The sequence below is a fragment of the Vibrio sp. Scap24 genome, from assembly GCF_013394185.1.
Taxonomy (GTDB): Bacteria; Pseudomonadota; Gammaproteobacteria; order Enterobacterales; family Vibrionaceae; genus Vibrio; species Vibrio pomeroyi.
This window is the reverse complement of record NZ_CP041333.1, coordinates 1944350-1951823: the sequence shown is the minus strand read 5'-3', so window position 1 is coordinate 1951823 and position 7474 is coordinate 1944350. Positions and strand designations below refer to the sequence as shown.

The window sequence follows — 7474 nt, the reverse complement described above, 5'->3', positions numbered from 1 at the left end:
GCTAATGTATTCGGAGTCCTTGTTGGGAGCACTAGCTTCCCAGCTCCACGATGATATCCGCGCCAGATTATCCTTAAAAAGCCCAAAGCATTGATTGCTATTTTTTGTGTCAGGTTCTTAATCTGGCCGATTGACCGTTTTTGTCATCACGTTCATTGACGTTGCAAACTTGGTTATAGCTAAACAGCCTTAAAAGCTTGGCGGTGGTATAACACCGCCCAAGCTATCCTCACTAGCTTGTTGGCTAATGCGACTACCACTACATTAAATGGTTTGGTGGCTCGTAGATTCACAAGCCACTCTCCAAACACTTTCCCTGTCGTCTCTAGTCTAGAGAGTACAGCCCTTGCCCCATGGACAAACAGAGTTCTGAGGTGTTTATTCCCTCGTTTACTCATACCAAGTAGCTTGGTCTTTCCTCCCGTTGAGAATTGCCTTGGCACAAGCCCCAACCAAGCCGCCATCTCACGGCCATTGGTAAAGTTACTCGGAGAGCTTACATCGGCAATACACAATGTGGAGGTAAGATCACCAATTCCAGGGATAGTTTTTAATAATTGAGCACTTTCGTTGTTATTAACAATAGTTTGAAGCTTGTTATCTTGAGTTTTGATTTGTTCATTAAGGTACTTGTAATGCTCGTGGATAGATATCAATTCACATAGCAAGCTTTTTGGTAATGAGACGGTTTGTTCTGCTAACCATTGAAACAAAGACTTCATCTTTGCATGCCCTTTGGGAAAGCTAAGGCCGAACTCAAGTAAGATCGCTCCGATCCGCGACATAGTGGCAGTTCTCTCCTTGATATAACTATCTCTGACTCGATGAATCGCTGCGATGACTTGAGCCTCTTCACTTTTTACAGCTACAAACCTCATGGTCGGTCGACCCGCAGCCTCTGCGATCGCTGAAGCATCGATGAAATCGTTTTTATTGCCTTTGACATAAGGCTTAACATACTGAGGGGAATAAGTCGGGGTTGATGCCCAAACTCACTACATTTTCGAGCAAGCCAATGAGCACCGCCACAGGCTTCGAAAGCAATAGTTGTTGGTTCTATTTTACTAAGAAAGATTAAGAGTTGGTTACGATTAAATTTACGACGAAGCACCTCCACACCACAACGGTTATGTGCGATAGCATGGAAGCAATGTTTACCTAGGTCGATACCTAAAATATGAATAGAAGACATATGGTTCACCTCATTCTGAGAGCCTACTCTAAGCTTAAGGGCTTGAGAGTGAGGCGGACCATATAATTAAGCCCCGCAGTATCGACTCGATTGAGTGAATACTGCGGGGCTTTTTATTGAAATCGTCTAGTTGATGACTTAGTCGTTTTAAACCTTAATCACCGAGAGGCTGTCGGTCGCCGCCGCCTCGGTAGGAGTCTAAAGCAACCTTCAAGCGGCGAAGTTTATCGCGTGAGCGGTTCTTGTGATTGACCGCCATGCCCATCGAAAGCACATCTACTAACGCCAGCATTGCGTAGCGAGACGCTGATGGCTTGTAGATGAAGTCGGTTTCCATGTGCTTGATTGGCAAAACAATATTGGCAATCTTTGCCAGTGGCGTGTCTTGCGGGGTAATCGCGATGATCTTAAGGCCATACTGCTTTGCTAGTTCGGCGGTTTCGGTGATCACTGGCGTAAAACCTGTCGCGGAAATCATCACCATCACATCGTTGGCATCTGCCGTGGCTGCAACCATGCGTGACATTAAACCATCGTTGTATGACACAACCGGATAACCCAAGCGAAACAGTCGATGTTGTAGCTCTTGAGAAGCGATGGTCGAGCCGCCTCCCATGCCGATAGCAATGATCTGTCTGGCGTTGTGCAGCCAACTCACCGCAGTTTCAACGTCTTGCTCTTTGAATAGAGTGCGGTTGATGTCTAGGCTCTGCTTGATCGATTCGTAGATACCTTGATAGCCAGTTTGGTTTACCGGTTCGAGAATAAAGCGTTGGCCAACCGTTAAGGTTTGAGCAAGCTTGATTTTCATATCACGCACGTTGTTACAGCCGATCGCCTTTGCAAAACGGGTAATCGTGGCTTCACTGACTTGAGCACCTTCAGCAAGCTCTGTGATACTGGCATTGGCTGCAAAATCAATGTCGTCCATGATCAGCTTGGCGACTTTTTTCTCTGCATCACGAAGAGCGGGAAAACGCTCCGTTATCTGTGAAATGATATCTACTTCTAAACTCAAGAATCCTGATCCTTTGTTGATGGGGCTAAGCCTTAGCCCCGTTAGTATATCTGAATGCTTCGCTGATTCTAGCTTATTGAAAAATAGAGCTAGAAGCAGGTCTCTACCCAGTTTGTGACCTGATAGTCGTCATCGCTGATGGCAATGTAGCGCCATTTATCGAAGGTTAAACATGGGTGTGAGGTTGAGAACGCAATCATGTCGCCCACTTCAATCTCAGCAGAACCGTCCGTTTCAACAAAGGTGTGCTGATCCATTACCGCGGTAGCTGTTAGCCCTTTCACTGAGATAGCTTCGCCATTGCGATAGCCGCGCTCGGCAATAGGTAAACCCGCATCGAAGGCCACATCACGCTTACCTAGCCCGATCACCAGTTTGGTTGGCTCCGGACGAGAGATTACATACGCCCACACTTCAAGTGCTGATTCTAAATCACCACCCAGTTCACAAGCGTAACCTTGGTTTACTTGGGCACGTTGCAACACCTTGCTTTGGGCATCGAGGTAGATCCCAGTATCGTGAATGGCATAGCAGCCTGGGCGGATAATCGCTAAATAATCCGTTAGGTTTGCCAAGCATTCTGCCACCACGTCATACCAAGCCGAGCCTGCGCCTGTGATGATAGGCTGGCCTGTAATTAAGCCATCTGATGCAAGGCTTTCGACCGAAGTGAGCGCTTGGTTTAAGAAGGTACGAATATCTTGCTCGGCATTGTCGCCATGAATCACACCCTCGTATACCTCAATACCCGCTAGCGAAAGCGCAGGCGTATCTTGGATAGTTTGCGCCAGCTCTAGAACCTCTTGAGGTGAACGACAACCACAACGCCCTCCCGGAACACCAAACTCGATTAGCACTTTTAGCGTCTGCTTTTTGTTGGCGAAATATTGGTTGAGTTGCTGCACGTTGACTGACGAATCCACACAGCAATAGAAATCAACCTCGAACTCATTAATAAGCTGTTCGATGATCGCCATATTGGTTTTTCCTACCAATTGGTTAGCCATGATGATTCTTTTTGCGCCTGCCATTGCTGCAATTTCTGCTTGTGCAGGTGTCGCAACCGTAATTCCCCAAGCGCCATTTTCTAGCTGTTGACGGAAGAAGTCAGGTGTCATCGATGTTTTGCCGTGTGGCGACAATTTAACCTGATGATGATTGGCGAATGATTGCATCCAATTCAGGTTATTGGTCAACGCTGATTGTTTGATAATTGCTACCGGAAGCGAAATGTCTTCATCAACCAGTCGATAAACACCGTTCTCAGATTGTGATACTGCTCTTCCTTTTTGGCCTTTTTCAGTCAAGATGAAACTATCTTTTTGATACTTTATAACATCTTTTTGTGCAGGGTTATGTTTCATTGCTGATTCCTAACATGATTTAAGTTGTTGTTATTTAATTTTTAAATATATCTGTAATGTATTTTGTGGTAGAAACTATCACACAAATTAAAATATTATGTGTGTTTTGTCACTGAAAATAATCGGCTGGATTTCTAATATAGTTCCATCAACAAAGTGGATTGAGAGAGTGAGAAATGTTGTTCGATACGATAATTAAAAATGTAGAGGTGTTTGATGGCACCGGCGAACAATCGTTTTGTGCCGATGTAGCAATCCGAGATGGAAAAATCGCCGAAATTGACAAAATCGATCATGAAGATTGTAGCCAGTTGGTTGAGGGAGCTGGCTTAGCATTGGCTCCTGGATTCATCGATGTACACACACACGACGATACCAATGTAATTCGTTACCCAGACTGCCTACCTAAGATTAGCCAAGGTGTGACAACCGTGATTGTTGGCAACTGTGGCATCAGCGCATCACCAACGGTTTTGGCGGGCGATCCACCTGACCCAATGAACCTATTAGGCGCACAGGCTGATTTTAAATACCCAACCTTTGCCGCATATGCACAAGCCGTAGAGCAAGCGCAACCAGCGGTGAACGTAGCAGCGTTAGTTGGCCACACCACACTACGTAATCAAGTGATGGACGACCTACAGCGCACCGCAAGCGAAGAAGAAATAGCAGCAATGCAAACCAACCTTGATTTAGCGATGGAGCAGGGTGCATTGGGTTTGAGTTCGGGTTTGGCTTACGCCAGCGCGAAACAAGCCAACGCCAATGAAGTAATGCAGTTAGCGAAAGTGCTGTCTAGCCATGGCGGCATCTATACCACGCATATGCGTACCGAATTCGAAGAGATCTTAAGCGCGATGGAAGAAGCGTTTGAGACTGGGCAATACGCGAAAGTGCCCGTTGTTATCTCTCACCTTAAATGTGCAGGTGCAGGTAACTGGGGCAGAACCGTTGAAGTACTTGATTTGATGGACAAGGTGTCAGAGCACCAAGATGTGTCTTGCGACTGCTACCCATACTCAGCGAGCTCTTCGACATTAGATCTGAAACAGGTGACAGACGATTTCGACATCTTCATCACTTGGTCTAAAGCAAAGCCAGAACATGCAGGCAAAACGCTTAAGCAGATTGCTGACGAGATGAACCTACCGTTGATGGACGCAGCAAAAGCGCTTCAACCAGCAGGTGCGGTTTATCACTGTATGGATGAGAACGACGTAAAGCGCGTATTGAAATACAAACTGACCATGGTTGGTTCTGATGGTTTACCCAATGACCCGCATCCACATCCAAGATTGTGGGGCACCTTCCCGAAAGTCTTAGGCCATTACTGCCGAGATGAAAAACTTTTCGCGCTGCCAGAAGCGATTCACAAAATGACCGGAATGTCTGCGAAGCGCTACAACCTCGCGGGAAGAGGTGAGATTCGCCAAGACGCATTTGCCGACTTAGTTCTCTTTGATCCAAAGAATATTAAAGACACAGCAACATTTGAAAATCCTATTTCAGTTGCTGAGGGAATTGAAAGTGTATTTGTAAATGGTGAGTTAACTTACCAAAAAGGAAAAGTAAAAAATAATCGTTCAGGCGTTTTTATTTACCGTAATTAGAATTTAATTATTTTATTAAATATACAGTAATAAGAAAACGACGAATTAATTTAAATATATTGGTAAAGAACCAATATTATCTATAAAGAAGTGGAGTTAAAAAATGACTATTAAACGTTACGGTGTTGAAGGCGGTACAGGTACAGGCGGACAACATTTACCATTTGCACGCGCAACTGAAGCGGGTGGTTTCCTATACGTTTCTGGCCAGACACCGATGACAGATGGTGAAGTGGTAGAGGGTGGCATTGTTGACCAGTCTCGCCTAGCGATCCAAAACTGTGTCGATATCATGACTGAAGCGGGCTACGGCCTAGAAGACGTAATGCACGTAAAGGTTGTGCTAACGGATTCTCGTTACTTCCAATCTTTTAATAAGGTATTCAAAGAGTTCTTCGGTGCTAACCCACCGGCCCGTATCTGCATGGTTTGCGACCTAGTTGTAGACGTGAAGGTTGAAGTAGATGTGACTTGCTACCGCGCGGATCGCGTTTAGTAATAACCTAATCACAAATACCTACTTAGAGAGTATTAGGGGTTAGTCATCCCTGTTATTATCCTTTAATACTCTCACCCTACATTTATAAAAATTACTTTAATTAAAATAGATAAAATCAATGAAGTAATTATATGAAATATAAAAATGAATGAATCATAAATAAAGTTCAAGAATGAACTTAATATTTCACTGAGAGGTGTTAAATGAACAGCACACTTTTTCTTACAGGCTTCGGCGTGTACGTATGTTTTTTAATTTGGTTAGGCTGGTTTGTCTCGCGTAATCAAAAATCTGGCGAAGATTTCTTATTAGGCGGCCGTGGCCTGCCATTATTCTTAGTACTTGGTACAACAGTTGCGACTATGGTCGGCACGGGTTCAAGTATGGGCGCGGTTGGCTTTGGCTACGCAAATGGCTGGGCAGGTGCTCTGTACGGAATTGGTGGTGCTGTGGGCATCCTATTGCTTGCACTTTGGTTTGCTCCGGTTCGTAAACTGAACTTCATGACCATGAGTGAAGAGCTGGCTTATTACGTTGGCGCTAACCGAATCGTAAAAAACGTGGTTGGCCTACTTATCTTTATCGCGTCAATCGGTTGGTTAGGTGCGCACATTCTAGGTGGCGGCATGTACCTAGCGTGGATTGCAGACATCGACCTCAACCTTGCGAAAATCATTATTGCTGCTGCATTCACTATCTACGTTGTTATCGGTGGTTACACAGCGGTTGTGTGGACTGATACGATTCAAGCAATCATCCTTTTTGCTGGCTTCATCCTAATGGCGGTAATGTCTGTTGATCACATTGGTGGCATGGACAACCTTTACGCTGCGATGGACCCTGCTGCTACAAGCTTTTTAGCAATCGATAAACTGGGCATTCTGCCTGCTGTTTCTCTGGCTGTGGTTATCGGTGTGGGCGTACTGGCAACACCTTCATTCCGTCAGCGTATCTACTCTGGTAAAGATGTTTCAACTATCCGTCGCTCATTCGTCGCTTCTGGTGTGTTGTACCTTTTCTTCTCAATTATTCCAGCAATCATTGGTATGGCTGCGCACGCAATCGACCCATCATTGGATAACCCGAACTACTCGTTCCCTTACGTAGCTGCAACGGTTCTTCCCGTCGGCGTAGGCATGATTGTTCTTATCGCAGGTCTATCTGCAACCATGTCGAGCGCAAGCTCAGATGCGATTGCCGGTGTATCTATCCTACTGCGTGATGTGTACGTGATGTTCACAGGCCGTGTACCAAACAAAGAATCAATGTTGAACTACTCTCGTCTAGCTTTGGTTGTGGTAATTGGTTTTGCACTGCTGTTCGCATTGACGTCAAACGACATCATTGGCTACATCACTAAGATGATTTCAACGGTTATGTCGGGCATGTTTGTGTGCGGTATGTTGGGTAAATTCTGGAAACGCTACAACTGGCAAGGTGCGCTTGCAACACTAGCGGGTGCTTCTGTAGCTTCATTCGTAGTAATGCTAAACGCTGACTACACAGCCTTCTGGGGCAACCCAGTTATCCCATCATGTCTGTTTGCTCTAACGGCAGGTGTGGTTGTGAGCCTAGTGACTCCAGCTAACCAAGTAACACCTGAAATGGCAAAAGCGATTCTTGATGACGAGCGTGCTCTGATGGAGATGGAAATGTCTGAGACTGGCGTACTTGAAGAAGAGGCGGCACCTCAACGCCCTGCAAATCAAACAAGCTAATCTCAACGCTCCACAGCGAGTCAGTACAAAAAGTTAGTACAACACGTTGTGGAGTGAATTAGCTAGCTCAGGC

General features: G+C 45.4%; 5 protein-coding genes and 1 pseudogene. 3 read left to right on the top strand and 3 right to left on the bottom strand.

Annotated features, from left to right (window positions below; all coding sequences use genetic code 11):
- Positions 1–179: 179 nt before the first annotated feature.
- From FLM53_RS23950 to FLM53_RS23940, 3 genes and pseudogenes are all read right to left on the bottom strand, one after another.
- Positions 180–1192, bottom strand: a pseudogene (locus FLM53_RS23950) (IS110 family transposase).
- Between the two features lie 154 nt (positions 1193–1346).
- Positions 1347–2210 carry a MurR/RpiR family transcriptional regulator gene (locus FLM53_RS23945; protein ID WP_017632021.1) on the bottom strand — a complete coding sequence of 288 codons (864 nt, stop codon included), beginning with the start codon at positions 2208–2210 and terminating at the stop codon, positions 1347–1349.
- An 89-nt stretch (positions 2211–2299) separates the two neighbouring features.
- Entirely contained in the window at positions 2300–3574 is a 1275-nt protein-coding gene (locus FLM53_RS23940) for an amino acid deaminase (RefSeq protein WP_176679099.1), read from the bottom strand.
- Between the two features lie 176 nt (positions 3575–3750).
- On the opposite strand from FLM53_RS23940, the gene FLM53_RS23935 reads away from it, so the two are divergent.
- From FLM53_RS23935 to FLM53_RS23925, 3 genes are all read left to right on the top strand, one after another.
- Positions 3751–5184: an amidohydrolase family protein gene (locus tag FLM53_RS23935; protein WP_176679100.1), complete on the top strand. Its 1434-nt coding sequence runs from the start codon at positions 3751–3753 to the stop codon at positions 5182–5184.
- 103 nt (positions 5185–5287) lie between these two features.
- Positions 5288–5680, top strand: coding sequence for a RidA family protein (locus FLM53_RS23930; RefSeq protein ID WP_017065166.1), 393 nt, complete (start codon positions 5288–5290; stop codon positions 5678–5680).
- A 206-nt stretch (positions 5681–5886) separates the two neighbouring features.
- Entirely contained in the window at positions 5887–7401 is a 1515-nt protein-coding gene (locus FLM53_RS23925) for a sodium:solute symporter family protein (RefSeq protein ID WP_048660497.1), read from the top strand.
- Positions 7402–7474 lie beyond the last annotated feature (73 nt).